The following is a 25,217-nucleotide window of genomic DNA, read 5'->3' as shown; positions in this document are numbered from 1 at the left end:
AACAAGGGCGAATACCTATCTGCACGCAAGCACCCAGAAAATAATATTGCCATAGGGCGCAAGGAAACAAACCATGGACTGCCACCACCGCACCAACACAGCACATAAAACTCTAAATCCGGAACACACCAATGTCATTGAGATCTTTTTCCATTACCACTAGAACCGTGGGATGCTTCACCTCGATCATCTTACTGATAATAGCTTTTGGCATTTTCAGCATGGTCGAGCTTCACCACATCCGAGCCCAAAGCCTCATCATCGAAAACGACGCACTTCCTGGTATTGCGTTGGGTGATGATATTGCGCTTACATTCGCGAACACGCGGATTACCGCCGTCAAAATCATGAGCTCCGCGAGCGTCGATGGGCAGTCGATGGAAACCGAACTACTCGCCAGGGAAGGAAAGTTCCATGAAGCCGTCACCGCGTACATGCCTCTTGTCAACTCAGACGCTGAAAAAGCAATCCTTAGCGACATCGATGAAACCTATCTCGCTTACATTCGAACTTTGCGCAACTACATGGCACCAACCGTTACAACGCAGGCGCTTACGCCCAAGGAGAAAATGGCGTCAATGACCCCCATCGCGGCGAAAATGACCGAGTTCCTGAAAAACATCGAAACCAACAACGATGCTGCACAGACCCACGCAAGCCAAGAAGCCAGCAGCGCTTACAGCATGACCCTGACCGTGACGATTATTGTCCTTATCGCCCTGATCGCGCTGACCGGGGCGGCCGCCTGGCTATTGATTCGAAGCATAGCGGTGCCCCTTTCTACCGCACTGGAGGTGTCCGAAGCGATCGCCGGTGGCGATCTGCGGGCCCTAGTCATCGACACCACCGGCAACGATGAGCCGGCGCAGCTCCTACAGTCGATGGAACGCATGCGCTCCAATCTTCAATCGATCCTTTGGAACGTACGCAATGCATCGGACTTGTTGTCAGCCTCGGCAGAATCCATGCGCGTGGTTGCCCAGGAAAATAGCGACGATATACAGCATCAGAATCAGGAAATCGAAATGGCAGCGACAGCAGTGACCGAGATGAGTCAGGCCGTCGATGAGGTCGCACGCAACGCCGAGTCGACGTCATTGGAGTCAAAGGCGTCTGCGGCAATGGCAAAAACGGGCCAGTCGGAGCTGGATAAGACCATCAATTCGATTGACGGGCTTTCGAACGAGGTCAATCGCGCATCCTCTGAAGCCAATCAACTTGCCGTCAGAAGCCAGGACATCACTCGGGTCCTTGAGGTCATCCGTTCGGTATCGGAACAAACGAATCTGCTGGCGTTAAACGCCGCGATCGAAGCTGCCCGGGCGGGAGAGGCAGGTCGAGGTTTCGCCGTGGTCGCCGACGAGGTCCGTGGCCTCGCGCATCGAACCAGCGAGTCCACGCGTGAAATCGAAACAATGATTGACGACATCCGAGCCGGCACGCAGAACACTGTCTGCGCGTTGAAAGCCAGTAATCAGCAAGCCACCCACACCAAATTGCAAGCAGAAAGTGCTGGTGACGCCCTTCGCCAAATTCAAGTGGCTGTCAACCTCATTGAAGAACGCAATATCATCATCGCAAGTGCCTCTGAGCAGCAAGCTCAAGTGGCGCGAGAAGTGGATCAAAACCTGTTGCGTATTCGAGAACTATCAGGCCTATCAGCGGCAAGGGGTCAGCAGACCAGCGAGTCGAGCGTAGAGCTGTCCAACTTATCACAACGACTGAATGGTCTAGTGACCAAGTTTAATCTTTGACGCGCCGACAATCCAAGATCTTGAGAAGTGCTCGACCTGTTGACTTGTACTTTCTCGAAGAGGAGTTTTTATGATCCCGTATGAAGCAAAACCCACTCCCGTGCATAAAACCATCGTCGGCGAAAAAATCATCGCTGCGATCCGGATCTTGATACGTGCCGCAACCACAGGGGAGTCAGATGCTGAACCCGTCGCTGCATTCCTATTGGCGTGGCACGACCCCATTGTTTACGGTGGTTTCAGCATTCAAGATTTATGGGGAATGGAAGAATCAGCACGCAACGCTGCAGCGATACTATTCGCCTGGATCAGTGATAACAGAGCCACGCCTCAAGACTTAGAGCTTGAACTCGTCTTCGAGGCCATCGGCGCGCGCTGGGCAAATTAACAGACTGACACTTTCGAATACAGCCAGAACGTATGAGCAGGAACCCCATGAACGAACTCGACATTCACACGGCAAGGCTGCAAGCCCTGATAGATGGCATGAGCCACTGCATACAACGGCTCTCGGTGAACACCCGGTCAAACAGAGCACTGACAGAGTTCATCGTTGCAACGACCGAACAAATCGACAAAAATATCCAATCGCTTCATGCTTTTCCCGATGCCTGCAACACGGCCCATAATACCCTCTTGCAGATCATCAATTTCACGCGCGCGGTTAGCATTCTGCTTTCAGTCAGCAACAATCAAATTGCCGAGGTCAACGCGACACTTGAAAGCGCAGTCAACACGGCCACATCGCTAAATTTATCCAGTATCAAGCTCGCCAGCGGTTTGGCTCAGATCAACCAGATCAAAGCCGATATCCACGGTATTCGGGAACTATTGGAAGCGACAGCCCAGCACCAAAAACTGCTGACCAGCATGTACAACTTTCCAACAATAAATGAACTTGTTCATTAAGCCCTGTACGACCGGTATCCCAGTTCGGCCATGCTGCGTTGAAAACAGGGTTCGCAGTGCAGTCCGCCAGCAAAAGCTTCGCTTAATGAAGTTTATGGCGTGGCCGCCCCGCTTGTTCCTGCGCGCCATCAGCAAAAAATGGCGCCCGCAGGCGCCGTAAACACTCAATGATTACCAGCAAAAGCTGTTCACCGCCAATTAGGTGGCCGCTGGGAAGCATTGACTGGGGGCACCTTAGCGCGCCAGGGCTGGGCGCGCTCTAGCTGCGCGGCGAGTGCCAGTAACGTACTTTCCTCGCCAAAGCGCGCCGCGAAATGTGCCCCCATCGGCAGCCGCCCAGCGCTCCAATACAAGGGCACCGACATTGCCGGCTGACCGCTGGCGTTGAACAGCGCAGTGAAAGGCGAGTAACTGTGGAAGCGCTCAATCAGTTCCTCAAGCCCCATGCTGTCGTCTTGCACATCCAGTTCGCCAATGGGAGCGGGCTCGCGCGTCAGGGTCGGGGTCAGGATCAAATCGTAATTTTGCATGAACAACGCCAACTGCCGACCCAAGGCATGAATCCACTCCACCGCCCCCGCATATTGCGCCCCGCTGACGTCGCCCTTGCTACGCAGGATAATCCGCGTCCGGGCTTCCAGTTCTTCAGGCTGTACCGCAAACCCGCGCATCTGGCCCAGTACATCGATATAGTGGCGGGTGCTCGCACCGATGATGGTAAAGACCTGATCGAGAAACTCTGGCAGCACCACCGGCAAGCTGACCGGTTCAACGCGATGCCCCAGTGACTCGCACAACCTGGCAGCCTGGCGCACCGCTTCCAAGCTCTCAGGGGCGGTTTGCCAAGCCCCCAACTGCTCTACCAGCCCAATACGCAGTGGCCGCGGATCACGTTGCACCGCCGTGACATAAGGCTGCGCGTGCATGGGGGCCGCGTAGGGTGCCCCCAGGTCGATACCTGCGGTGGCATCAAGCAACGCCGCACTGTCGCGCACCGATAAGGTGATAGCGTGCGGCGTACCCATCCCCGCCCACCCCTCTCCGACCATCGGGCCCGAAGGCAACAGCCCGCGGCTCGGCTTGAGCCCGAACACCCCACAGCAGGAGGCTGGGACCCGCAATGACCCACCACCGTCATTGCCATGGGCGAACGGTACGACGCGTGCGGCGACCAGTGCCGCTGCCCCACCGCTGGAACCACCGGCACTGTGAGCGAGGTTCCAGGGGTTGCGCGTGGCGCCGAAGCGGTTCGATTCGGTGGAGTAAGAAGTACCGAACTCCGGCGAGGTGCTAGTCCCGACAATCAGGCACCCCGCGCCGCGCAGCCGGGTCACGATTTCAGATTCAAAATCGGCTCGAAAGCCTCCCAGCGACTTCGAGCCATTGGTCATTGCAGCCCCATTGACCGCAGAGAACAGATCTTTGATCAGCGTCGGTACGCCAGTGAAAACACCTTCCCTGCACGTGGGCTCCCGAGCTGCCTGACGCGCCGACTCATAAAGCCGTTCGGCGACCGCATTTAGGTGTGGCTCAACGGACTCAAGACGTTCGATGACCGCTTCAAGTAGTTCGCTGGGCTGTACTTCCCCGCGTTTTACCCACTCTGCCAGACCTACGGCGTCTTCTGTGTCCAACAAGTTCTGGATGCCTTGCATACCCATGCTCCTAGTGCCTTTGAATTACCGATCACTTGATCAAACAACGCAGCCAATGGCTTTGCGTCGCGCGCGCACGCCGACCAGCGCCCAAACCACCGCCGCGGCAAAGCTGGCGACCGCCAACCACTGGATCGAATGGCGCAAGTCACCCGCAAAAGCACCGATCAGTGCTACCACCAAGGGGCTCACGAATTGGCCGAAATACAGAAAGGCAGTGAACCCACCCAACCCGCGCCCCCGGGTTCTGGCAGTCAGTGCATTCATCACGGGCGCCATGGTATTGGGTACCAAAAGCCCGGCACCCAGGCCGTGAATAAGCACCGCCACCACTACCTGGTCGTAGCTTTGCGCGCGCATCAGCAACCACAACCCAAGCCCCAGCGTTGCCAGCAACAGCGCGTTACACCCGACGACTCCGATGCGTCGGCGCAGCAGCGGCCACATCAATGACCCACCCAAGGTTGCCAGCAGGCTCAGCCCTGCCGACAGCCCGATCAACGTACTCGACGTGACGCCCAGGCTAACCAACAGAACGGGGGACTGAATCGGCACGATAAAACTCAACACCATGCCGCTGAGGATCAGCATGTACCCCAGGATCAGTGGCAACACCTCGACACTTCCCGCGCTGGGCTCCTCGAACTGCGGTTGGCCAGCCGCAGGTTCCCACAACACTTTCATCATCACGGGCACCAACAGCAGCGGCAGCAGGTAGAGCAAGAACGGGAGCCGCCAGGAGTGCTCACCCAACGCCCCGCCGACCACAAAAAACACCGCGCCGACCAAGCCGATGGTCACCACTTGGCGGTTGACGTAGCGAAGCCTTTCCTCGCCCCGCCAATAGTCTGCGATCAACGTGGCGCAACAGGTCATCACCGCAGCTTCAGCGCAGCCAAACAGCAGGCGTACGCCTACGATGGCCGGCAGGCTATCAAGCACTGCCGGCACAGCCCCCAGCAGGGCATACAGCAGGGTTGCGATCACCAGCAGTGCCTTGCGGCCAACCCGATCGGCCAACCAACCCGCCAACGGGGCACACAAGGCAATGGCCAGTGCCGGCCCGGTAACGGCCAATGGCACCAGCAAATCCGCCTGAGGATTAAGGGGGCCAAACTCGGCGCCAAGCTTGGGCAGGATGGGCGCAACCATGACCGATCCCATGATGGTGAGGCTGCTGCCGAGCATCAGCACCAGCCCTTCACGTCGCCCACTGGCTTGACGCGGCGAAGACAAGGCCCCTGGTGAAACCGCGTGTGATTGATTCATGGCACCCCCTTAAAAGCTTTGAGAAATACGCAACGCCACGGTGTAGCCCTGCGCACGGTTTTGTGCGTCGAACTCCTTGTAGGCGTGCAGCCACACAGGGGGTAGCCCCGGCTTGAAGTAACTGACCGCAGGGCCAGCCGCCAACACCCGTGCACGGTTACCCGTTTCCAATCCTGGGGCCTGGTCATCGGTGAACTGGCGGTAGTAATAGCCGCCCATGCCCACGGTCCATGGCCCTACGTGCTGGCCCACGGCAAACTCGTGCCGGTACTCAATGCCGTTTTTGTAATCGGTGGCGTTGTTGCGGGTATTGATGTCGGCTTCAAAACTTGAAGACACCTCAAAGCCACTGTCACTGATGTAGGTGGCGTTGAGAATGGGCGAGAAGGTCCAGTGATTCAGGCCCGGCGACACCAAGCGATTCTTATCGTAGTCACCGGTAGGCGCTTGAATTTGAAATTGGGTATTGATGAACAGGTTTGGCGACACGGTCCATTGCAGGATCAACGGCAGAAATTGCACGTCGGCCAAACGGAATGGGTCAGCTTCCAGGCTCAGCGGCCCTGCGGGCGTGGGTACTTTGACTGAAGCGTCCATTTTGAAGAACGGTACGATCACGCCAAACCCATACTGGGCGCCCAGCACCGTGTTATTCGTCATCCGCATGTAAGCGACGCCGATGGACAGCACGTCCAAGGAAAAATGGTTATCGACCGGGTGACCTTCCCGGTCCTTCTGCACATTGGCTGAGTAGAACGCGGTTCGCAGGCCAAGCGTGCCGAAGGGTGTTGCCGGGGGCGAAATCCCTGCACCGAAATCATAAACGCCGACTGCGGTGGTCGGAGAATCGTTCTCCGTACCATGGGCACTGGTGCAAAGGCCTGCCAGCCCCAACGTGATCAACGTCAACTGCCTGATGCTTGAATTGGTTTTGTTCATCGAATGCCCTCCCATCCCGTTGATGTAGGGCCATCCTATGAAGCGCAAGGTGGTGCGCGTTATCCGATTTCAGCAGAGTTCGGCTCGGCGTAACGTTTGCGAAGGGCATTCACCGAAAAGGGTGCGGTAGTCACTGGAAAACCGGCTCAAGTGCCAGAACCCCCAACGGGCGGCGACTTGCTGAACCCCCTGCAACTGAGTGCCCGTTCGCAACTCACGGCGCACCGCATTGAGGCGCAATGCACGCAGATAAGCCACCGGATTAATGCCCAGGGTTTCCTGGAAGCAGTATTGAAGTTTACGGCGACTGGCGCCGATGTGATTGCACAGGTCAAGGATCGACAACGGCTCATCGACATGAGACAGCGCATACTCACGCGCTCGATCGACCATCCGCTTACGCGCCGTAGGGCTCAGTGGCGGCGCGTGGTCCGGTGCGACCAAGTCAAGCACATGCAGCATCACGGCATCGCGGATGCCTCTGCGGATCGAATCATAGCCAAGCAGCACTGCACGCGCCTGATCACCGTTGGTCAGCTCTTCAAACAAAAGGGCAAGGTCTGCTCGCACCGTTGAGTCGCCCAAACGGTAACACTTGGGAAGATCGGTAATTCGAAAGTGACTCCCCTGGCACTCCAGTACATGCGCAAGCGCCTGTTCGTCAATCGCAACGCCCAGCAAGTCCAACTGACGCGGCGTGCTCAAATCGGGAAGATTGTCACCGTGTGCCACCAACATGCTGGGCTCGTGAATCGGATGCCCCGAGCAAAACACCGGGCCATGGGCACTCAACGGTATGCTGAACGTAATAGCGCCTTTCCAGGCCGCCCCGCTTTTGGTCATGGCCTGATTAGAGCGGTCGCGGACCAATCGCATCCAGTCTGCGCGAAACTCGACCAGCTCCCCCTCAAAGCGCCCGGGCGTCAGTTGGTCATAACGAACGTGCCAACCGTCCATGTTCTGCGCGTGCTCATCAATGTCACTCGCGAAAAAGCGATGGATCGGTAACGTCGCCACTACCGACCCTGAAGCCTGCGCGATCAGCCCGTTGTAATTGTTCATCGACCTACCCTTCATCAGCCTTGGGAGCGTGTATACCCCTGTGTCATGCAAGCGTCATTCCCTGGGTAGCGCTGAACGCTCACTTGTGCCGAAAATGGATAGTCGTTCTGCCCGGGGTGTTCAATCTGAGGCCAAACCCTCACCCAACAACGGACACACCTGCGTCGCCCGTTCAGCCAGTGCATCACGCAAAGCCTGCATCTGTCCGATACGTTCATCCAGTACGGCGATTTTTTCGGCAAACAAGCGGGCCAGCAAGTCGATTGAAACGCCTTCGCTGTTCCACAGCAGCGGCAGGTTCTCGCCAATCTCTGCCAGGGAAAACCCCAACTGCTGCGCCAGTTTGATATACCCCACCAGCTGCAGCGTCTGCTCGGGGTAATGCCGGTAGCCGTTGGCGGCGCGCTGGGGCTTGATCAGCTTCTTCTCTTCATAAAACCGCAACGCGTCGACCGATACACCCGTGCGCGCTGCCACTTCGCCGATTTTCATGACGTTCAGTACTCATGTTGACTCTGGACTTAGGTCCAGGCTTTAGCCTGTGGGTCCAAACTGTGAGGGATGACCATGATCAGCGTAAAGAGCAATCTACACATCGTGCGGGCCAGCGCCTGGTATGACCTGATAGTGACCGCAGGCTTCATGACCCCGTGGACCGCAGCAGCGGTAATCAAAGGCTTTGCGGCGCTGTCCAACGGCCTGGCATTGGACCGCCCCGTGCCTGCCTTGGACGTTACGGCCATGCTGTTCGCTAATTTGCTGGGCAGCATCGTGGTGGCTTGGTCACTGTGGCGGCTCATGCACGCGAGCCGTGAGGTGGGCTTGTATGACGCCATGGCAAGAATACTGTTTGCGGCCTGGCAACTGTTTGCCGTGGCCCAGGGTGCGAGTTTTCTGCTTCTTGGTTTTACGGTGATCGAGGTAGGGTTTGCAATTGCGCAGGTGCTGCCAACCAATGAGTCAGGGCGATGGGCCAGGCAGCCGAATCGGCAACCTGCCCCCCTCTACCGGCAACCCTGAGGTCCGCATCGCAGCCTTGGGCTGCGGTTGCACACGGATGTCCCCGTCGCAACCGCTGGCCCAAGCCTGTGCTGGCACGGGTGAGCGCGGCCTTTCGTGCGCTCAGGACATCGCGGCCCCCTTGACGGCGGACAGGGTATCGACAAGGTTCTTGACGCCGGACTCGCGCAGCCGCGCTACCACTGCCGCGCTGTATGCGGGAGTGCCGAAAGGCAATGAGAGGCACGCCACGATCGCATGCTTGACGGCGTCATCCGGATCGCGAACCAGTGCGGCGCGCACTGCTGCCGACTGATCTTCAAGTAGCCGGGTGTGCGCTTCGTCAGCCAACGCCCGGTCGAACAACGCCCCTTCGATTTCAACCGCTTGGCGTTGCGCCACTTGATCAAACTCGATCTCGCTGTCATTGGCGATATCGTCGGGGTTGTTGATAGCGCCGCATACCTTGGTCTATACGGGCATGCGCTGGCATGTACGGGCGTATTGCGAGAAGAACCGCCAGTACCGTGACTTCGTCCTCAGCCGGTTACGTGGGCAGCCGGAGTTGCTGGATAAATCGCACAACGGAGCCGATCAGGATGTGGATTGGAATACCGATATTCCAGTGATCTTGACTGCGGACCTGCGACTGACGCCTGAGCAAAAGGCAATTATCGAGACTGACTTCGCAATGGTGGGCGGGCAGTTGCGGGTGCCTAGCCGTCGGGCATTGGTGAAGTATGTACTGCAGCGCTATCAAATTGATCCCAGGAGCCATAATCCCAAGGCTGCGGCGCAGCAGATCGTGGTGCAAAACCTGGAGGCGTTGAAGCCTTGGTTGTATGACTAGCGCCACGATTTAATCGCCTGCAGCCGGCCACGGCATGGGTTCACCTGAGGGCGCATAATCGATTGCACTGATGTTTACTATCGAAACGCTCGCCTCTGTACTTGCCGACGCCGCCCCCTATAATCGCCTGCATTACACCCCCCGCTCCTTTCGCCTGCCAGCAGGCGACATTCCCCCTTGGAACCCAGCACCATGCCAAGCGCAAGCCCGGCCCCTAGCGGCCCCCCCGAACATAATCAACAAAGCGTCAAACAGCAGTGGCTGGCGATTCTCTCGGTCGCGGTGGGCGCCTTCGCCCTGGTGACCAGTGAGTTCCTGCCCGTGGGCGTGCTCAACGACGTCGCCAGCGACTTGGGTATCAGTGCCGGCCACGCCGGCCTGATGGTGACCCTGCCCGGCATCATGGCAGCCCTGGCCGCGCCGTTACTGTCGGTGGGCATCGGCGCCATGGACCGCCGCTATCTGCTGATCGGCCTGACGCTGTTGATGATCATCGCAAACTCGGTCGTGGCCTACGCCAGCGACTTCAGCCTGCTGCTGTTCGGCCGCGTGCTGCTGGGCGTCAGCATCGGCGGTTTCTGGGCGACGGCCATTGCCCTCAGCGGCCGCCTGGCGCCCAAGGGGGTTGGCGTGGCCCAGGCCACCTCGATCATCATGGTCGGCGTGACGCTGGCCACTGTGCTGGGCGTGCCCGTGGGCACCTGGCTGAGTGGCCTGATGGGCTGGCGCATGACCTTCCTGGTGACCGCGCTGGTGGGCGTGCCGGTGCTGCTGGCACAGATCTTCCTGCTACCGCGGCTCGCGCCGGACAAGGCCATCAGCATCAGTGACCTGCCGGCCCTGTTTATCAACCCACAAGCTCGGGTTGGCTTGATTGCAGTCTTGCTGATTGGCCTGGCGCACTTTGCCGCCTACACCTATGTGGCACCCTTCTTCAAGCAAAGCGCCGGCTTCGATGGGCCGACGATTGGCTCGCTGTTGCTGCTTTACGGTGCGGCCGGTGTCGCAGGCAACATTTTTGCGGGTTTCGCCGCCAACCGCAGCGTGCGCCACACCCTGATGCTGGTGGCGCTGTTGATCGGCACCAGCACCGCGCTGTTCCCCCACTTTGCCACCGGCATGACGGGCGCGGCGATGCTGATCGCGCTCTGGGGCTTCGCCTTCGGCTGCGTTCCCCGCCTGCGCCAGTATCTGGATGTTCGTGGTTGCGCCCAAGGACGTGGAGCGCGGCATGCCGCTGTTCGTCGCCTTGTTCCAGGTGATCATTGCGGTGGGCTCGTTCTTTGGCGGGCAGATCGTCGACAAAATGGGCACCTCGGTGCTGTTGAGCCTGGCCACAGCCTTGGTGGGCTGCGGTTTTGTGACGGTGCTGGTGCTGGGGCGTAACGTCAGCAACAGCCTGGTGGCCCAACCCGGTTAACATCCCGCTCCCCACGGCGACCGCACGTGGGGAGTAACGCTTGCCTGCGATGTCGGCCCCACGGTCACTGTCGCGGGCAAAGACGGTTCAGCGCCTGTCCAGCACCCGCGCCAACAGGAACGTCGCCACCACCGCCAGCGCCACCGCGGCGGCGATGGCCGGCAGCCCACCCCAGGGCTGCATCGCCATTTCCAGCACCAGGTAAAACCCCAGCACCCCGACACCGCCAATGGCGTTGCCCCTGATGATCTTGCCCATCTCCTGGGCGCCGCCCAACACATGGGCGAATACGGCCAACGGCCAGGCAATCACCGGTATCGGCGCCAGCATCCCGCTGGCGACAGGCCCCAGCCATTGGGCGCTGGCGGTAATGGCCAGCAATAGCAAGGTGGCCGCCAGCATACGCATCGGAATCACCCATCGCGGCACTCGCACCAGGCGCGCCGTGCTTGGCTGGGCCTGTTTGGAGGTGAGGATGATGATCGAGGCCAGCAACACCAACGTCACGCTGACCGACAGTGCCAGGCTGCCCAAATGGCTCATCAACACGGCCATTGCGCCGTACGCTGCCAAAGCCACCATGCAGGCCAGGGGGATGCGAACACGTTGCGCCACGATGAGGTACACCAGGTACGTCGCCTGCACCGCGGACAGCCCGGCCAATGCCCCGGGAATGGCCTCCAGTGCAAAGGCGCTGCCTTGCTCCAGGGTGAGAAACAACATGATCAGCGCCGATGTCACGGGCAACCCAGAGAGAAGACCGGCCAGGCGAACGCCCCAGCGATTGCCGGCCAGCGAAATGGCGAGCATCAGGGTGGGTGTGACGAGCAGTTTTAAGTAGAAGGCAGTCATGGAGGGGGTGGCAGATTCTTTGTTTTTAAGGGGCCTTACGCGAGGGGCACGTAAGGCGGGTGTCGCCATGCTAATAGAACGCGGCCGGTTACAGGCAGTTGTTCGTTGGATTTTACTGATGTGGCACAGCGTTCCGACCCCGCGAGCCATTGCCCAGTCCCGCGAGAAAACCGTAGGAAAAGTACTACAACCTCTGCGATAATCGGCCTACAGCTTACAATTTTGCGCTTGCACGGGGTGTATTTCCGGGTCTAGTCTGCGCTCGCCGCTGCTCATCAGCGGTCGGGTTTAGTCGCTCGGAAGTTCTCCCACTCGCTATAGATGCATAGCGTTTCGCGTACTTTATCGTCCGCGAAAAACCGTTATGGCAGCTGTGGCGCAGGGCACCCTCGGGTGCGCCGGTATTCCTGGGAGGCCGGTCGACTAACCTGTTGCCACGGCTGCCACCCCTTCGTTTAGTCGCGAATGTGGCAGCTCCACTCTCTCAGGAGCTGCATCATGGTCAAACCAACCCCCGATCCACCCAACATCCCGCACTTCAGCCTACCCGCCGATCACCCCCTCCTGGCATTCCCACGCCTTGTGTTCGACCTGGACAACAAAGTCCTGGCCAAGCGCTACGCCGTCTACTTCGCCAAACGCGAGGCCGAACGGCGCAAATCCAGGCCCCGGCGCTGGTGGCAATTTTGGCGCCACGCGGTAGGAGCGGATTTATCCGCGAAGCACGCACCTCGGTCCAACTGATAGACCGTGGCGTTTTTTTTCGCGGATAAATCCGCTCCTACAGAATGGGGTGCGCCCCGTTTATCAAGAAGGATATTGACCATGAACGACATCACCGAAACCACCGCCCTGCCCTTCGGCCTGTGCGATTCCGGGCAACAGCCCTACTTCAGCGTAAACTCCGGCATCAGCCTGGAAGACGCCCTGACCCACCTGTCGCACCTGCTCAAGTGCGCACACGCGTCGACGTTCGAACTGTGCGACACACCCAACCCTGACCGCGGGTTGGTGTGGTCTGCATTGCACCACATCGAGGGGGCAAAAGGTTTGGTGGATGCATTGCTGGCCGGCCACGAAAGCCGCAACGGAGGCTAGATCAAGCCGTTTTCAAAACCGCCCCCCCAGCCCAAGGCCTGAACACCACAAAGCTCGCCAGCGCCGCCAGGCAGACGCTGGCCACGCCATACAGCAGCACCCAGGTGAAGCCTAGATCGAGCGCCGCGTGAAAGGCGGCTGCCGGTACCTCTTGCTTGCCCGCCGCCACTGCCTGGGCCGCAGCGTGCAAGCTTGCTGCATCGCTCAACCCACCCGATGCCTGCTGCAACCCAACGCTGATACCTTGCAGCAGTATCCAGCCCATGACCGCGATGTTGATGGCCAGCGAGGTCATCCGCGCGCTCATGTCCATGCCCGACGCCATGCCGGCACGGGTTGGCGGCACGGAGCCGGTGCTGGTGTTGGTCACCGGGGTGTTGGTCAGCCCCAACCCCGTCCCGGCCAGCAAGCAGCCAGCGGCCATTCCCGGTACCAGCAGTTGGGCATGGCCGATGGATGCACACATCAACATCAAGCCCGCCCCGATCACCAGCAGCCCTGCCGGGATGACCACACCCGGATGCAGCTTCAGCGCCAGGCGCTCACCCAGCGGCGGCACGAAGAGCGTCGGCAACGTATACGCCAGCAACAGTAAGCCGGCTTCGCCTTTGCCCAGCCCCATACCCGCCTGAACGTAGATGGGCAAGTAGATCATCAGCGGCCAAAAACTGAAGTTCATGCCTGCCGAGCCGAGCAACGCACCGGAAAATCCGCGAATGCGCAACACCGAGAAATCCATCATCGGCTGGCGGTTGACCCTTTGCGAAATTACGAACGCCACGAACGCAAGCAGCGTCAACGACAAGATCACCCGTGCTTCCACACTCGACATTTCAGGCTGTGAGCCTTGAATGATCACGTAGGTCAGGCCGAACACGGCTAAGGCCAACAACACAATCCCGACGCCATCCAGCTTGCCAGTAGGCGCCTCGCTCGAAGCGTGCACCCCGGCGGCGGCAAGGGCACAGGCGCCTGCGGCGATCGGCACATGGACCAGAAACACCCACTGCCAGCTGGCCAACGCAAGGATGCCGGTGCCGATGATCGGGCCCAGCCCAAGGCCTGCGCCAAACACAATGCCCCACAAGGCGAACGCTTTGCTGCGTTCACGGGCCACGGTGAACTGCCGGGACAGAATCGAAACCTGGCACACCAGCATGGCGCCGCCACTGGCGCCCTGCACCGCACGGGCGATGATCAGTTGCGCGGCGCTGTCCGCCAGGCCGCAGGCCAACGAGGCCAGGCCAAATACCGCGACGCTTTGGATAAACAAGGCTTTGCGCCCGTAGCGATCCACCAGCGTGCCCACGGCCATCAACACGGTCGTGCAGGCCAGTGTGTAGGCGTTCATGATCCACTGCAGGTCACTGAACCGGCTTTTGAGCAATGCCTCAAGGGTGGGCAATATCACCGGGATACTGGAGATTTCCAAACCAAACATCATTGCCGCCAAACACACGGCGGACAGCGCCTTTACCGAGTCCTTCATGTTGCACCTTTGCATAGCCACAGTGAGTGCAGCGATGATCAGGGGCAGGCGCGCCGGTGGAAATCGGCACGAATGCCAGGTATCGTCAATTTCATGCCAAAACACCTGCCTGACTCAATACCGTTCAATAACCGCCTCGTCGTGCTGGCGTACGACCAGCTGTGTACCTTTGAATTCGGCACCGCCATCGAAGCCTTCGGGCGCAACGACCCGCAGCTCAAACGCCCCCTCTATGAGTTGCGCGTCGCTGCAGCCGAGCCGGGCCCGCTGAGGGCGTTTGGCGGCGTGCAGATCACCGTGCAAGGCGGCCTGGAGTTGCTGGAGCAGGCTGGCACTGTCGTCATCCCTGGCTGGCGCGACCTGGCTGAAGAGGTGCCGGCCGGCCTGCTCGATGCGCTGCGGGCGGCCAGCCAACGGGGCTGTCGCATCGTGACTATTTGCGCCGGCACCTTTGTGCTGGCGGCCACCGGTTTGCTGGCGGGCCGGCGCGCCACTACCCATTGGCACCATCACGAGGCATTGTCCCGGGCCTACCCCGATATTCAGGTCGAGCCGTCGGTGCTGTACGTGGACGAAGGTAATATCCTGACCTCGGCTGGCTGCGCCTCCGGGCTCGATGCCTGCCTGTATTTGATCCGCCGCGACTTTGGCCCTGAAGCGGCCAACCGCGCGGCGCGGCGCATGGTTACGCCGCCCCATCGGCTGGGGTGCCAGGCACAATATATCGAACAGCCCGTCACCGTTCGGCCCGGTAGCAGCCTGGCGCCAATGCTGGACGCACTAATGGCCAGCCCGCACAGCGATATCGATATCGAGCACATGGCGCGCACCGCCCACATGAGCCGCCGCACGTTCCTGCGCCGCTTTCACGATGCCACCGGCACCACGCCGGCCAACTGGTTGCTGGGGGTCAGGTTGGAGCGCGCCAAGGCTCTGCTGGAAACCAGCACCTTGCCCATGCCGCTGATTGCCGAGCGGTGCGGCTTTGGCACCGCCGCCACCTTGCGGCACCACTTTCGCAAAAGCCTGGACAGCAGCCCCAGCTGTTATCGCAAGCAATTCGGGCGGGCTGAATAGGCCAAAAGCTGTCGTTCAAAAAGATAGCGCCGCCCCCTAACGCCACCCCACCCAAGGCCCTGCCATGCACGCCATCACTGAGTATTCAAACGAACACCATCGCCTTGGCGTCATTGCGCTGTGGGAATCTGTTTTCGGATATAACACCGCCCACAACACCCCAAGCCTTGCAATCGACAAAAAGCTCGCCGCTTCAGACGGCCTGTTTTTTGTAGCACTGGCCGGTGATGCCGTGATTGGCACCGTGATGGCCGGTTACGACGGTCATCGTGGCTGGCTGTATTCGGTAGCGGTGCATTCTGCCCATCAGCGCCAAGGCATTGGAGCACGCTTGATCGGTCATGCGGAGGCCGCCTTGACCGCGCGTGGGTGCATGAAAATCAACCTGCAGATTACCAACGACAACGAACGTGTCATAGGCTTCTACGAGGCCCTGGGCTATTCGGTCGAGCCACGCATCAGCATGGGCAAGAAAGTCGAATCGAACATCGTCAATCCTGAACGGTAAGCGCTTAGGAGGCTGCCAATGCGTGGCGGTTCTTGCCAGCACTTTTGGCTTCATACAGCGCAAGGTCAGCACGGCGCATCAGGCTGAACAAAGTTTCCTCGCACGCGTGTTGCGCCAACCCTACGCTGATGGACACCATGAGGCCGTACACCTGGCTTGAGTGCACGGCCTCGACCAGGCTGCCAGCCAGTGCCTGCGCTGCGCTAACGTCCGCCACCTGGGCGGCAACCGCGAACTCCTCACCGCCCAGGCGGGCGAAGTTGTGGCCCAGGCTGTGCTCGCGCAGCACCTTGGCCACCTCCACCAGCACCCTGTCGCCGACATCATGGCCGAAGCCGTCGTTGATTTTCTTGAAGTCGTCGATGTCGATCATCAGGAAAAATAACGCTGCCGATCCTTGCTCCAGCGTCGCACCCAGTTGCTCCATGAAGGCCCGTCGATTGGGCAGCCCCGTCAGGGCGTCCTTGTAGGCCATGCCATGCAGTTGGCGCTGTAAATCGAACACGTCTTTGCGGGTACGGCAAAACGTCGTGCACACCAGGGTGGCCACCAGCAGGCTGCCAGTGATCAGTATCAGCGTCAGGGTGAGGTCCAGTTGCCGGTCGAAGTTGGGTTGCACCACATAGAACAGCGTGGCCCAGATGGCGCCCCCGGTACTGAGGGCGTGCAACGGATGATCGTGCATGGCCGACACCGGCAAGCTCAACACCAGGCCGATGGGCAAGAACCACAGGAGCGGGTTGCCCAGGGCGATGGCCAGCGAGCCCAGGCAGGCGGTGCAGGTGCACAGCAACAGCATGCCGGTCAACCATAGCTGGCGCGTGGTGCGGGCCCGGTAGGTGAGGTAGCAGGCCATGCCGGCCACCAGGCAATACCCGTAGAGCCAGGGCGACAGCGCCTGGCTGGTGTTGGCCAGCACCAACACCAGCAAGCACACGGCGGTAGCCAAAATCTCGCTGGAAATTTTCAGCGGGCGCAATTGAGCAAAGGATTTTTGCTCCAGCGTTTCTTGCGATGCATGCATGCTCAACCACCTCGCCAAACGCTTCGAAGCGCGACCTGTGTAAGGCTACAGGGCCCCGTAGGAGCGGATTTATCCGCGAAAAACACACCGTGATGCATCAGGCAAACCACAGCATGCTTTTTTCGCGGACAAACCGGACCGCCGCGCCCTTAACCGGCCAGCCCCGCCACCTTGGCCCGCGCCGCGTGCAGTTTTTTGTAGCTCTCCACCAACCGCAGGTGCCGGTCCAGGCCTTCCAGCTTCATGTTGGTCGGCGTCAGACCGTGGAAACGTACCGAGCCGTTGACTGAACCGATGGCCGCGTCCATGCGCTCGTTGCCGAACATGCGCCGGAAATTGACCTCGTAATCAGCCAGCTCCAGGTCTTCGTCCAGTTCCATCTCCAGCACCGCGTTCACCGCCTGGTAGAACAAGCCGCGCTCCACCGTGTTGTCGTTGTACTGCAGGAAAGCTTCCACCGCCTCCTTGGCTTCCTCAAATTGCTGCAAGGCCAGGTAAATCAGCAGTTTCAACTCCAGGATGGTCAACTGGCCCCAAGCGGTGTTGTCGTCGAACTCGATGCCGATCAGCGAGGTGATGTCGGTGTAGTCGTCCAGCTCGCTTTCGACCAGGCGCTCAGCCAAAGCCTTGAGGTCATCTTCGTCCAGGCGATGCAGGTTGAGGATGTCGGTGCGGAAGAACAGCGCCTTGTTGGTGTTGTCCCAGATCAGGTCGTCCACTGGGTAGATTTCCGAATAGTCGGGCACCAGGATGCGGCAGGCCTTGGCGCCGAGGTGCTCGTACACCGCCATGTAGACTTGCTTGCCCATGCCTTCGAGAATGCCGAACAACGTGGCGGCTTCTTCGACGTTGGCGTTGTCGCCTTCGCTGGTGAAGTCCCACTCCACGAACTCGTAGTCGGACTGGGCGCTGAAGAAGCGCCACGACACCACGCCGCTGGAGTCGATGAAGTGCTCGACGAAGTTGTTGGGCTCGGTGACCGCGTGGCCGGCAAAGGTCGGCTGTGGCAAATCGTTCAGGCCTTCGAAGCTGCGCCCCTGCAGCAGCTCCGTGAGGCTGCGCTCCAGCGCCACTTCCAGGCTTGGGTGCGCGCCAAACGAGGCAAACACGCCGCCGGTGCGCGGGTTCATCAGCGTGACGCACATCACCGGGAACTCACCGCCCAGGGACGCGTCCTTCACCAGCACCGGGAAGCCCTGGGCCTCCAGCCCCTCGATGCCGGCCATGATCGCCGGGTATTTGGCCAACACGTGGGCCGGTACGTCCGGCAGGGCGAATTCGCCTTCGATGATTTCGCGCTTCACCGCACGCTCGAAAATTTCCGACAAGCACTGCACCTGGGCTTCGGCCAGGGTGTTGCCGGCGCTCATGCCGTTGCTCAGGAACAGGTTTTCGATGAGGTTGGACGGGAAGTACACCACCTCGCCATCGGACTGACGAACGAAGGGCAGCGAGACAATCCCGCGCGCCTCGTTGCCCGAGTTGGTATCGAACAGGTGCGAGCCACGCAGGTCGCCTTCGCGGTTATAGATTTTCAGGCAGTGCGCGTCGAGGATTTGCGGCGGCAGCTCGTCTTTGCGGCCCGGCTGGAACCAACGTTCATCCGGGTAGTGCACGAACGCTGCGTTGGCGATGTCTTCGCCCCAGAACTGATCGTTATAGAAGAAGTTGCAGTTCAAGCGCTCGATGAACTCGCCCAGCGCCGACGCCAGGGCGCCCTCTTTGGTCGCACCCTTGCCGTTGGTGAAGCACATGGGCGAGTGCGCGTCGCGGATGTGCAACGACCAGACATTGGGCACGATGTTGCGCCACGAGGCGATCTCAATCTTCATGCCCAAGCCCGCCAGGATGGCCGACATATTGGCGATGGTCTGCTCCAGCGGCAGGTCCTTGCCGGCAATGTACGTGCTGGCGTGCGCCGCCGACGCGGGCATCAACAAGGCCTGGGCATCGGCGTCCAGGTTATCCACTTCCTCGATCACGAATTGCGGCCCGGCTTGCACCACCTTCTTCACCGTGCAGCGGTCGATGGAACGCAAGATACCCTGGCGGTCCTTGGCGCTGATATCGGCCGGCAACTCGACCTGGATCTTGAAGATCTGGTTGTAGCGGTTTTCCGGGTCGACGATGTTGTTTTGCGACAGGCGAATGTTATCGGTGGGGATGTCGCGGGTATCGCAGTACAACTTCACAAAGTAAGCCGCGCACAACGCCGACGACGCCAGGAAATAATCAAACGGGCCCGGCGCCGAACCATCGCCTTTGTAGCGAATGGGTTGGTCGGCCACCACCGTGAAATCATCGAACTTGGCTTCAAGCCGAAGGTTGTCGAGAAAATTGACTTTGATTTCCATGCGGGAATTACCATGCGAGCAAAACGAATTGGCCGCCATTATCCCGGTTTTTCCACCGCAAGTCGTGAGCGATCTGCCAACGCGCGCCCTCCATAACCCAGGCCGGTCATAAACTTGCGGTGTGCCACCCCTTCGCCTACCATACGAAACATATACGTTTCATATAAGGCACCCTCCCCCATGGGCATCGTCAAGATCTCTGAGCAAATGCACGAAAACCTGCGCATCGCCGGCAATGCGCTCAGCCGCTCCATCAACGCGCAGGCCGAACACTGGATGCGCATCGGCATGCTCGCCGAGTTGCACCCAGAGCTCAATCATCGGGAGCTGTCGCGTTTGCTGATCCAGGCGGAACTGGCCGGTGGCCTGACCTTGGGCGGTGCCTGTGAACCGCTGCGCGCCGTCGTCGGGGTGGCCCGATGAGCCGTCCAGCGATGCGCAACCAGGTGGCCCTCAAGACCGCGGCCCAAATCGACAGCGCACGCATCGCCGGCAAGCTGGCCGCCGAGGTGCTGCACATGATCGCCGAGCACATTAAGCCTGGGGTGACCACCGACCAGCTCGACCAGTTGTGCAACGACTACATCGTCAAGGTGCAGAAAACCATCCCGGCCAACGTCGGCTACCATGGCTTTCCCAAAACCGTGTGCGCATCGGTCAATGATGTCGTGTGCCATGGCATCCCATCGGCCGTGCCGCTCAAAGATGGCGACATCATCAACATCGACATCGCCGTGATCAAGGACGGCTGGTACGGCGACACCAGCCGCATGTACTTCGTCGGCGAGCCGCAGCCGCAAGCACAGCGCCTGGTCAGCACCACCTACGAAGCCATGTGTGCCGGCATCCGCGCCGTGCGCCCCGGCGCCACCTTGGGCGACGTGGGCCACGCGATCCAGACGGTGGCCCACCGCGACGGTTTCAGCGTGGTGCGCGAGTACTGCGGCCATGGCATCGGCAAGGTTTACCACGACGAACCCCAGGTGCTGCATTACGGCAACCCGGGGCACGGCCTGAAACTGCAAGCCGGCATGGTGTTCACCATCGAGCCGATGCTCAACGCCGGCAAACGCATGGTCAAGACCCTTGCCGATGGCTGGACCGTGGTCACCACCGATGGCTCACTGTCGGCGCAGTGGGAGCACATGGTGGCGGTGACCGACACGGGCTTTGAGGTGCTGACGCCGTGGCCGGATGTGTCGCTGGAGTACCCGGCGCCCTGAAGCCCTGACCGCTCGTGCCATCAGGCCCGAGCGCAAAGCCCGCCAGCAGCCACCGGCTCGCTGGCGTTCGCCGGCCGCGAAACCATCCCCGCGATCGCCGCCACCAACGCCAACGCGCCCATGAAGCACGCCACCGGCACCCAGCCCTGCGGCCCTTCGCCCAGCAGCGCGTAACACAGGCTGGGCGAAAAGCCCGCGACGATGAAGCTCAGTTGCGTGGCCAGGCCCACCCCGGTATAGCGCACCCTCGGGCTGAACATTTCTGCGTAGAACGACGGCCATAGGGCGTTGGGCGCGCTGTAGAACACGGCCTTGAGCAGGATGGTGCAGGCGATGATCAGCCATAGCTGGTGGGTGCTGATCGACCACAGGAACAGGAACACCCCCACCGTGCAGGCCATGGCGCCGGTGACGAAGATGCGCTTCTTGCCGATGCGGTCTGCCAGCCAGCCGAACAGCGGGTGGCACACCAGCGCGACGAACTGGCTGATGGAAATGGCCATGAGCATGGACGGCCGGTCGATGTGCTCGTTGTTGGTGGCGTACGACAACCCGAAAATCATCACCAGCGACGACACCGAGGTGATCAGCGCGCAGCAAAACACCACGACCAACGCCCGGCGCTCGTTACGCAGCAAGTGCTTGATCGGGATGTGCTCCTCGACCGGTTGTTTAGCCGCCGTGGCCGTGAATTCCGGGCTTTCGTCGATGCCGCGACGGATCAGGTAGGTGCTGATGACCATCAGCGCGCTCAACAGGAACGGAATGCGCCAACCCCAGGCCAGCAGGTGTTCTTCGCTAAGCATCGAGATCGGGATAAATACCGAGGTCGCGAGGATCGAGCCCATGGACGCGCCGTTGAGCAACCAGCTGGTGTAGAACGCGCGGTGCTTGCTGGGCGCGTGCTCCATGGTCAACAGGCTGGCGCCCACTTGCTCGCCACCGGCGGAAAAGCCCTGCAGCAAGCGGCACAGCACCAGCAAGGCCGGCGCCCAGGTGCCGATCATCGCGTAGGTGGGCAGCAGGCCGATGGCGAAGGTGGCCAGGCCCATCAGCACCAGGGTCAACAACAGCACCTGCTTGCGGCCGATGCGGTCGCCCAGGTGGCCGCACACCAATGCGCCCACCGGGCGGGCGATGTAGCCCACGCCAAAGGTCGCCAGTGCCGCCAGGGTGCCGGCCATGGCATCGCTGCCCGGGAAAAAGACCTTGTTGAACACCAGCGCTGCGGCCGAGCCGTAGATGAAGAAGTCGTAGTACTCGACCACGCTGCCGAGGAAACTACCGAAGGCAGCCCGGCGGGCCATGCTTCGCGAAGGGGTGGAGTGAGTGTGCATGATCAACCTTTGTTGTCGTTGTAAGGGTTGTAAATCACTGGTGCGTTCAGAGGTTGCCGAACGGTGCCAACTGGCTGCCGCCGCACACGTGAATGACCTCGGCGGTGACGAACGCAGAATCGCCAGAGGCCAGGAACGCGGTGGTATTGGCCACGTCTTGCGGCGTGGTCAAACGGCCCAGCGGCGTGACCCGCACCGCGCCTTCGGCCATGCGTTCGAAGGCTGCCTCATCGCGGCCGTCCTGGGTAAACGCCGACGGCAGCATGCCCGGGGCCACGGCGTTGGCCGTGACGTTGTAGGGTGCCAACTCCCGCGCCAACGAACGGGTCAGGCCCACCAGCCCGGCCTTGCAGGCGACGTAGGCCGGTGGCCCGCCCGCTACCCAGCAACGCGAGACCATGTTGATCACCCGCCCGCTCATCTGCGCCTTCCAGTACGGCAGCACCTGTTGGCACAGCACCGCCGGCCCACGCAGGTTGACCGCCATCATGTGGTCCCACAGCGCCGGGTCGAAATCGGCGAGGGAACCGCGATGGTTGACAGCCGCGTTGTTGACCACCACGTCGATCCGGCCATAGTGCCCACCGGCCTGCTCGACCAAGGCTGCGATGGACGCGTTGTCGCCCATGTCCACCTGCAGCGCCAAGGCGCCCTGCCCGTCTGCCCGGTCCAGGTTATCCGCCACGGCTTGGGCCGCGGCCAGGTTCAGGTCGGCCAGCACCAGGTGCATGCCGTCACGGCACAGGCGTTCGCAGATCGCCCGGCCCAGCACGCCGGCAGCGCCCGTCACCAGGGCTACGGGACGTACAGTTACTGTTGGGTTCATCGGGTGGTCACCTCGGTTTCAGTGCAAGGGGTGCCAAGCGGCAGGTTCAGGTAATCGTGCATCAGGGCGCGGTTGCGGGCGATTTTCTGGCGGTCGGGGTAGCGGCTGTCGAAGTCTTCGACGCTGACCCAGTCGTTGAATTGATTGTGCTGCAAGGTTGCCAGCATGGCCCGCAGCGGCAGGAAGCCCTCATCGGGCGGGCACCAGTCCCAGGTCCAGCCCAGGCCGTCGCCGCGCGGGGCGTAGGCGACGTTCTTGACCTGCACGTGGGCCAGGTGCGGGCCCATCAGGTCCAAGGACAATTGCACGTCTTCGCGGCCTTCGATGGCCAGGTTGCCCAGGTCGTAGATGATCCCCAGCGCCTGCGCCGGGTAGTGCTGCGCCACGCGCATCGCCAGCGCAGGGCTTGAGCAGATGGTGCGTTGGTGCACTTCCAGGGCCAGTTGCACGCCGAGCGCCTGGGCCTGGGGCAGCAGGTGGTCAAGGAAGTGACGAAAACGCTCGTAGCCTACGCTGTAGCGCTCGCCTTCATAGGCCGGCGCCCACAGGCGCAGGCGCGCTTGCCCGGCGATGGCCGCAAGGCTGAGCAACTGGTTGGCGTAAGCCAGGTCGCCGACGGCCAGGTAGGGGCTGAGGCCAAAAATGCTCAGGCCAGCGTCCTGGCAGCGACGGGCAATGCGGCTGACCGCCTCAGTGGTTGGCGCCACGGTGCAGCGGTTGTTGTGCTTGGCGTCCCAGGGGCGCGAGGGGTCGAGCGCGCTGACGTCGGCCACGCGCCATTCGACGCCTTGGTAACCCTGCTCCACCAATTGCTCGATCAGGGCTTCCGGGCTCAGGCTCGGCGTGGATGCACTGGACAGGCCCAGGCGCGGTGTAGGGGGCGATGCATCCGGGCGAAGGGGCATGGCGCTACCTCTGTTGTTTTTATGAATGAGCCCATGCTAGCTCAACCCCGTGGTTGATAAAATTGAGTTATATTCCCGCATTGATCAACCTACAGCTCAACCAATAAAAAGAGAACGCTCCATGAGCCTGTCGACCATCAACCTGCGTCACTTGCGGGTGTTTTTGGCGGTGGTGCAGCACGGCAGCCTGCAAAAGGCTGCGCAAATGCTGCATATCACTTTGTCGGCGGTGTCCAAAAGCCTCAAGGAGCTGGAAGACGAACTGGGCCAGCGCCTGGTGGAGCGCGGCCGTCGCGGCATGCGCCTGACCCAGGCCGGCGAGGCTTTCCAGACGCACGCCGCGCAGGCCATGAGCAGTTTCAACCAGGCCCTGACCCTGGCCCACAGCGCCCCCGGCCAGCCGGAGGTACTGCGCATCGGCGCCCTGCCCACAGCCGCCGGCTACATGCTGGCGCCCGCCGTGGCATTGATGCAGGCGCGCCACCCCGAGGTGCAAATCCAGGTGTTGTCGGGCGTGTACGAATACCTGGTGGCCAAACTGCGCACCCACGACCTTGACCTGATCGTCGGCCGGCTGATCGGCCGCGACATGCTGGGGGTGAGCTTCGAGGCACTGTATGAGGAAGACCTGGTGCTGGTGGTGCACCGCGACCACCCGTTGGCCGGCCGCGAACAGCTGGAACTGGACGACCTGCGGCCCTACACCTTGCTGGCCTCGCCACCGGGGACGCTGGTGCGCATCACCGTCGACAACTTCTTGCTGGCCAGCGGCGCCGGCGCCGGGTTTCGCATCGTCGAGTCTTTGAGCGAGACCTTCTCACGGGTGTTTACCCACGATCACCAGGCGGTGTGGTTCGTGCAGCGCGGGCTGGTGAACCTGGACCTGCGCCTGGGGCTGCTGGTGCCGTTGCCCTTTGCCAGCCCCTTGCTCAAGGCGCCGGTGGGGCTGACCACCCCCACCGATCACCCGCAGTCGAACGCGACCCGGGCGTTTGCCGAGATACTGCGGCGCTGGCAGCCGCAACATCCGTAGGAGCGGATTTATCCGCGAAGCCGCCGACACCAATTACCTGACACACCGCAGTGTCCTTTTCGCGGATAAATCCGCTCCTACAGAGGGAATACGATCGCCTGTAGGAGCGGATTCATCCGCGAAGAATGCACCGATGATCTTCCAGACAAACCGCGGCGGCCTTTTCGCGGATAAATCCGCGCCTACAGAGGGAACGCGATCAATCTGTGGGAGCGGATTCATCCGCGAAGAATGCACCGGTGATCTTCCAGACAAACCGCGGCGGCCTTTTCGCGGATAAATCCGCGCCTACAGAGGGAACGCGATCAATCTGTGGGAGCGGATTCATCCGCGAAGAATGCACCGATGATCTTCCAGACAAACCGCGGCGGCCTTTTCGCGGATAAATCCGCTCCTACAGAGGGAACGCGATCAATCTGTGGGAGCGGATTTATCCGCGAAGAATGCACCGGTGATCTTCCAGACAAACCGCGGCGGCCTTTTCGCGGATCAATCCGCTCCTACAGAGGGAACGCGATCAATCTGTGGGAGCGGATTTATCCGCGAAGAATGCACCGGTGATCTTCCAGACAAACCGCGGCGGCCTTTTCGCGGATCAATCCGCTCCTACAGAGGGAACGCGATCAATCTGTGG

24 protein-coding genes and 2 pseudogenes are annotated in these 25,217 nt (G+C 60.9%); 13 read left to right on the top strand and 13 right to left on the bottom strand.

Going from position 1 to position 25,217, the window contains the following annotated elements; all coding sequences use genetic code 11:
* The first annotated feature begins 131 nt into the window (after positions 1-131).
* The 3 genes from L9B60_RS26230 to L9B60_RS26220 all read left to right on the top strand — a co-directional run bounded on the left by L9B60_RS26230 (position 132) and on the right by L9B60_RS26220 (position 2,663).
* The gene (locus L9B60_RS26230) at positions 132-1,754 is read left to right on the top strand and encodes a methyl-accepting chemotaxis protein (protein ID WP_249673882.1); all 1,623 of its coding nucleotides are present in this window, start codon (positions 132-134) and stop codon (positions 1,752-1,754) included.
* Between the two features lie 70 nt (positions 1,755-1,824).
* Complete coding sequence (locus tag L9B60_RS26225; RefSeq protein WP_249673881.1) at positions 1,825-2,142, top strand: DUF7673 family protein; 318 nt, start codon at positions 1,825-1,827, stop codon at positions 2,140-2,142.
* Positions 2,143-2,189: 47 nt separating this feature from the next.
* Positions 2,190-2,663, top strand: coding sequence for a hypothetical protein (locus L9B60_RS26220; RefSeq protein WP_249673880.1), 474 nt, complete (start codon positions 2,190-2,192; stop codon positions 2,661-2,663).
* 188 nt (positions 2,664-2,851) lie between these two features.
* Here L9B60_RS26220 and L9B60_RS26215 read toward each other — a convergent pair whose 3' ends face one another.
* The 5 genes from L9B60_RS26215 to L9B60_RS26195 all read right to left on the bottom strand — a co-directional run bounded on the left by L9B60_RS26215 (position 2,852) and on the right by L9B60_RS26195 (position 8,080).
* Complete coding sequence (locus L9B60_RS26215) at positions 2,852-4,318, bottom strand: amidase (protein WP_249673879.1); 1,467 nt, start codon at positions 4,316-4,318, stop codon at positions 2,852-2,854.
* Between the two features lie 39 nt (positions 4,319-4,357).
* Positions 4,358-5,587: an MFS transporter gene (locus L9B60_RS26210; RefSeq protein WP_249673878.1), complete on the bottom strand. Its 1,230-nt coding sequence runs from the start codon at positions 5,585-5,587 to the stop codon at positions 4,358-4,360.
* 9 nt (positions 5,588-5,596) lie between these two features.
* The gene (locus L9B60_RS26205) at positions 5,597-6,526 is read right to left on the bottom strand and encodes a SphA family protein (protein ID WP_249673877.1); all 930 of its coding nucleotides are present in this window, start codon (positions 6,524-6,526) and stop codon (positions 5,597-5,599) included.
* A 69-nt stretch (positions 6,527-6,595) separates the two neighbouring features.
* Positions 6,596-7,588 carry a helix-turn-helix domain-containing protein gene (locus L9B60_RS26200; protein WP_249673876.1) on the bottom strand — a complete coding sequence of 331 codons (993 nt, stop codon included), beginning with the start codon at positions 7,586-7,588 and terminating at the stop codon, positions 6,596-6,598.
* A 120-nt stretch (positions 7,589-7,708) separates the two neighbouring features.
* Positions 7,709-8,080: a MerR family transcriptional regulator gene (locus tag L9B60_RS26195; RefSeq protein WP_249673875.1), complete on the bottom strand. Its 372-nt coding sequence runs from the start codon at positions 8,078-8,080 to the stop codon at positions 7,709-7,711.
* Positions 8,081-8,155: 75 nt separating this feature from the next.
* Between L9B60_RS26195 and L9B60_RS26190 the strand changes: the two genes are divergently transcribed.
* Positions 8,156-8,608, top strand: coding sequence for a hypothetical protein (locus L9B60_RS26190; RefSeq protein WP_249673874.1), 453 nt, complete (start codon positions 8,156-8,158; stop codon positions 8,606-8,608).
* A gap of 102 nt (positions 8,609-8,710) precedes the next feature.
* Here L9B60_RS26190 and L9B60_RS26185 read toward each other — a convergent pair whose 3' ends face one another.
* Entirely contained in the window at positions 8,711-8,989 is a 279-nt protein-coding gene (locus L9B60_RS26185) for a hypothetical protein (RefSeq protein ID WP_249673873.1), read from the bottom strand.
* A 46-nt stretch (positions 8,990-9,035) separates the two neighbouring features.
* Here L9B60_RS26185 and L9B60_RS26180 point away from each other — a divergent pair.
* Together L9B60_RS26180 and L9B60_RS26175 are read left to right on the top strand one after the other, a co-directional pair.
* Positions 9,036-9,437 (top strand): annotated as a pseudogene (locus L9B60_RS26180) (BrxR family transcriptional regulator); the annotation flags it as partial.
* Positions 9,438-9,629: 192 nt separating this feature from the next.
* Positions 9,630-10,857: pseudogene (locus L9B60_RS26175) on the top strand (MFS transporter).
* Positions 10,858-10,944: 87 nt separating this feature from the next.
* Here the strand turns inward: L9B60_RS26175 and L9B60_RS26170 are convergent.
* Positions 10,945-11,709 carry a hypothetical protein gene (locus L9B60_RS26170; RefSeq protein WP_249673872.1) on the bottom strand — a complete coding sequence of 255 codons (765 nt, stop codon included), beginning with the start codon at positions 11,707-11,709 and terminating at the stop codon, positions 10,945-10,947.
* 498 nt (positions 11,710-12,207) lie between these two features.
* Here L9B60_RS26170 and L9B60_RS26165 point away from each other — a divergent pair, with 498 nt between their 5' ends.
* Complete coding sequence (locus L9B60_RS26165) at positions 12,208-12,453, top strand: hypothetical protein (protein WP_249673871.1); 246 nt, start codon at positions 12,208-12,210, stop codon at positions 12,451-12,453.
* 81 nt (positions 12,454-12,534) lie between these two features.
* Complete coding sequence (locus L9B60_RS26160) at positions 12,535-12,807, top strand: DUF3077 domain-containing protein (RefSeq protein WP_249673870.1); 273 nt, start codon at positions 12,535-12,537, stop codon at positions 12,805-12,807.
* Position 12,808: 1 nt separating this feature from the next.
* Here L9B60_RS26160 and L9B60_RS26155 read toward each other — a convergent pair whose 3' ends face one another.
* Positions 12,809-14,296 (bottom strand): MFS transporter, encoded by a 1,488-nt coding sequence (locus L9B60_RS26155; protein WP_249673869.1) that lies wholly within the window; start codon positions 14,294-14,296, stop codon positions 12,809-12,811.
* Between the two features lie 93 nt (positions 14,297-14,389).
* Here L9B60_RS26155 and ftrA point away from each other — a divergent pair, with 93 nt between their 5' ends.
* Positions 14,390-15,373 carry a transcriptional regulator FtrA gene (gene ftrA / locus L9B60_RS26150; RefSeq protein ID WP_249673868.1) on the top strand — a complete coding sequence of 328 codons (984 nt, stop codon included), beginning with the start codon at positions 14,390-14,392 and terminating at the stop codon, positions 15,371-15,373.
* 64 nt (positions 15,374-15,437) lie between these two features.
* Positions 15,438-15,881: a GNAT family acetyltransferase gene (locus L9B60_RS26145; RefSeq protein ID WP_283780536.1), complete on the top strand. Its 444-nt coding sequence runs from the start codon at positions 15,438-15,440 to the stop codon at positions 15,879-15,881.
* A gap of 4 nt (positions 15,882-15,885) precedes the next feature.
* On the opposite strand, the gene L9B60_RS26140 is transcribed toward L9B60_RS26145, so the two are convergent.
* Together L9B60_RS26140 and L9B60_RS26135 are read right to left on the bottom strand one after the other, a co-directional pair.
* Positions 15,886-16,905 carry a GGDEF domain-containing protein gene (locus L9B60_RS26140; RefSeq protein ID WP_249673867.1) on the bottom strand — a complete coding sequence of 340 codons (1,020 nt, stop codon included), beginning with the start codon at positions 16,903-16,905 and terminating at the stop codon, positions 15,886-15,888.
* 149 nt (positions 16,906-17,054) lie between these two features.
* Positions 17,055-19,259: an OsmC domain/YcaO domain-containing protein gene (locus L9B60_RS26135; protein WP_249673866.1), complete on the bottom strand. Its 2,205-nt coding sequence runs from the start codon at positions 19,257-19,259 to the stop codon at positions 17,055-17,057.
* A gap of 180 nt (positions 19,260-19,439) precedes the next feature.
* Here L9B60_RS26135 and L9B60_RS26130 point away from each other — a divergent pair, with 180 nt between their 5' ends.
* Positions 19,440-19,682 (top strand): ParD-like family protein, encoded by a 243-nt coding sequence (locus L9B60_RS26130; protein ID WP_249673865.1) that lies wholly within the window; start codon positions 19,440-19,442, stop codon positions 19,680-19,682.
* An 11-nt stretch (positions 19,683-19,693) separates the two neighbouring features.
* Positions 19,694-20,482 carry a type I methionyl aminopeptidase gene (gene map, locus L9B60_RS26125; RefSeq protein WP_249680156.1) on the top strand — a complete coding sequence of 263 codons (789 nt, stop codon included), beginning with the start codon at positions 19,694-19,696 and terminating at the stop codon, positions 20,480-20,482.
* A gap of 20 nt (positions 20,483-20,502) precedes the next feature.
* Here map and L9B60_RS26120 read toward each other — a convergent pair whose 3' ends face one another.
* Genes L9B60_RS26120 through L9B60_RS26110 form a run of 3 tightly spaced genes read right to left on the bottom strand, consistent with a single transcriptional unit; the run spans position 20,503 to position 23,550 of the window.
* A complete protein-coding gene (locus tag L9B60_RS26120; RefSeq protein WP_249673864.1) occupies positions 20,503-21,819 on the bottom strand; it encodes an MFS transporter in 1,317 nt (438 codons plus the stop codon).
* Positions 21,820-21,865: 46 nt separating this feature from the next.
* On the bottom strand, positions 21,866-22,645 hold the full coding sequence (locus L9B60_RS26115; RefSeq protein ID WP_249673863.1) for an SDR family NAD(P)-dependent oxidoreductase: 780 nt from the start codon (positions 22,643-22,645) through the stop codon (positions 21,866-21,868).
* Positions 22,642-23,550 (bottom strand): sugar phosphate isomerase/epimerase family protein, encoded by a 909-nt coding sequence (locus L9B60_RS26110; RefSeq protein ID WP_249673862.1) that lies wholly within the window; start codon positions 23,548-23,550, stop codon positions 22,642-22,644. The genes L9B60_RS26115 and L9B60_RS26110 overlap by 4 nt, the downstream gene beginning before the upstream one ends.
* Before the next feature lie 121 nt (positions 23,551-23,671).
* Between L9B60_RS26110 and L9B60_RS26105 the strand changes: the two genes are divergently transcribed.
* The gene (locus L9B60_RS26105) at positions 23,672-24,583 is read left to right on the top strand and encodes a LysR substrate-binding domain-containing protein (protein WP_249673861.1); all 912 of its coding nucleotides are present in this window, start codon (positions 23,672-23,674) and stop codon (positions 24,581-24,583) included.
* Positions 24,584-25,217: the final 634 nt, after the last annotated feature.

Origin of the sequence: Pseudomonas abieticivorans, from assembly GCF_023509015.1 — a bacterium.
GTDB lineage: Bacteria > Pseudomonadota > Gammaproteobacteria > Pseudomonadales > Pseudomonadaceae > Aquipseudomonas > Aquipseudomonas abieticivorans.
Note: the sequence above shows the minus strand (reverse complement) of the source record. Positions and strands in the feature narration are given on the sequence as shown.